Below are 2,200 nucleotides of genomic sequence, written 5' to 3' on the forward strand. Positions count from 1 at the left end.
CATGACGGGCAATGGCGGGACTGGCGGTAAGCCCGGGCGATTCGATACCGATCAGGTTGACCACCCCGGGAAAGCCCCTGGACGACTCCTCCGCGATGATAAAATCCCTGGCCGGGTCTCCGGGTTTTTGCAGCTTGGGCCGGATCCCGGTCATTTCCGGGTGCAACTGGTCGACACTGATGCCGGGAAGATAGCGGCAGGCCGCCTCGTAAAACGACTGGCGGGCCTTCGGATTCACGGTGTAGTCGAGCGCCCGGTCGGGCAGATAGGTCGCATTGGGGCCGAGTTTCACCCGGTCGCTCAGATCGATGGTGGCATGAACCCCCAAGCCCACATGGTTCGCCTGGGGGACCGGATAGACCAGATGGCGAATGAACCCCTGGGGCACCTCGAGGCTGAAATACTCCCCTTTCCAGTAGTGCAGGCGGTAGCCGCACGCATCGATGTCAATCCCTAAAGAAGCGGCGATCCGATCGGATTCGAGGCCGGCGCAGTTGACGATCCAGCGTGATGCAAACGCGTCTGTCTGACCGTCCGGGTAGACCACATGGACCCGGTAGCTGGCATCGCATTGCTTTTCCACCCCTGAAACCGTGGTATGCGGAACGAACTGGGCGCCGTTTTTTAGCGCCCGGGCAGCATAGTGGCGCATCAACCGATGGGAATGGATGATACCCGTGGAGGGAGAAAAGAGGGCGGCACAGGCCTTCACATTGGGCTCCAGGACCTTGATCTGCCTGGCGCTCAACATCTCAAGGGTTTCCACCCCGTTCTCGCGGGCGCGCTCCTGGATCGCCGCCAGAATCGCCTCCTCATCTTTTTCGGTGGCCACGATCAGCTTGCCGCAACGGCGGTGGGGAATTCGGTGCTGCTCACACAACCGGTACAATAACCGGTTGCCCTCGACGCAGAGTGTGGCCTTTTTGGAATCCCGGGCATAATAGATGCCGGCGTGAATCACCTCGCTGTTGCGGCTGGATGTTTCCTGGCCAAAAGTCGGGTGTCGCTCCAGGATCAATACGCCTTTGCGGGTTTTGGACAATTCGGCTGCCACGGCAAGACCGACGACCCCTGCCCCGACAATTGTGGTTGTAATTTCCATCGTTACCCCTTGAAGCCACGCCGGCGGTCACGCGTGGTCGTTGTTCGGCTTGGCCTGGGCCATGAATTTTAAATAACTGTCGATCACATGCCCGGAATCAAGGTGAAGGACATCGGCATAGGCTTTTAAAAACTGTTTGACATAGATCTCAGCAGGAAGGTCATCAAACTGGTTGGCCTCGATCCTTTTCAGGGAATCGCCGCTGATTTTGGTAACGGCATGGATCTCGGGAATCTCGATGCCGTATGCTTCTCTAAGCTGCTTCAACTCATGCCCGGAAAGCTCCGCTTTGGAAAGAATCACTTCGATGAGTTGCCTGATCTCCGGCGCATCGGCCTTCTTTTGGACCCATTGGCTGAGGCGCTTTTCACTGGTTTGAATCCGGTTGTCGCCATAAGCCTCCAGCTTTCTTTGGCCATGCCTGCAAAAGTCGGCCGCATCCATCTGGCCCGTGTCGACGAGCATCTGATTGTAGGCGGTTCTTTTCTCTCGGTTGATCAGGGTGTCAAAGGCCCTTTCAATCGCTTGCAGCAAACATTCTCGTTGCTCCTCGGAAAAGAGCGAATAGGTGGCCACGCTTTCCGCCTCATAAATGGCCAGAGCATCCCGGTAGGCGTGCTTGATTTCATCTGAACGAGCATTGGCGGGAATCTGAAGGATCTGGTAAAAATTTTCATGTTCGAATGTTTTCATAGCGCCTGTCGCCATGCAACGGTGGCCGATCGACCTTTGGTGAGCAGCTCGGCAATCTGGACTAATTCCGTGGTGGTCGCGGTGGCCGGGTGGTTGGTTACATACAGTTTTCTGGCGTAAATCGAGTCGATGACGCGCTCGTCAAAGGCGACCCCGCCTAAAAATTCAAACGGTGAATAAAAATGGCGGTTGCACACGGTCTCTAATTTGTTGCCAAGGCAGGCATCGGCGTTTTTACGAAATTGGTTCAGGATAAATTTGAATTGAAACCTGCCGATACGCGCCTTGAAAAAAGACGCTTTTTGAGGATCGTATCTCGCCACGATATCGACGATATCCTGGGAGTTCAGCGCACTGGAGGCCGTGTCCAGAACCGCCGCCTTTGCCTGTTCCTCGAAATCGTAG

At 55.9% G+C, this 2,200-nt stretch carries 3 protein-coding genes; all 3 read right to left on the reverse strand.

What is annotated here, in order from left to right; translation table 11 throughout:
• Window positions 1–1,102 (reverse strand): NAD(P)/FAD-dependent oxidoreductase (locus ABYV26_RS24635; protein WP_372683993.1); only part of this gene is annotated, 1,102 nt, incomplete at its 3' end.
• Between the two features lie 27 nt (window positions 1,103–1,129).
• A complete protein-coding gene (locus ABYV26_RS24640) occupies window positions 1,130–1,795 on the reverse strand; it encodes a helix-turn-helix domain-containing protein (RefSeq protein WP_372683994.1) in 666 nt (221 codons plus the stop codon).
• On the reverse strand, window positions 1,792–2,200 hold a 409-nt coding region (locus ABYV26_RS24645), incomplete at its 5' end, for a MinD/ParA family protein (protein ID WP_372683995.1). The genes ABYV26_RS24645 and ABYV26_RS24640, both read right to left, overlap by 4 nt.

Source organism: Desulfosarcina sp. (genome assembly GCF_041551955.1).
Taxonomy (GTDB): domain Bacteria; phylum Desulfobacterota; class Desulfobacteria; order Desulfobacterales; family Desulfosarcinaceae; genus Desulfosarcina.

Coding starts and splice junctions, on each gene's coding strand:
- ABYV26_RS24640 (WP_372683994.1), bottom strand. CDS start 1,795: ATGAAAACATTCGAACATGAAAATTTTTACCAGATCCTTCAGATTCCC.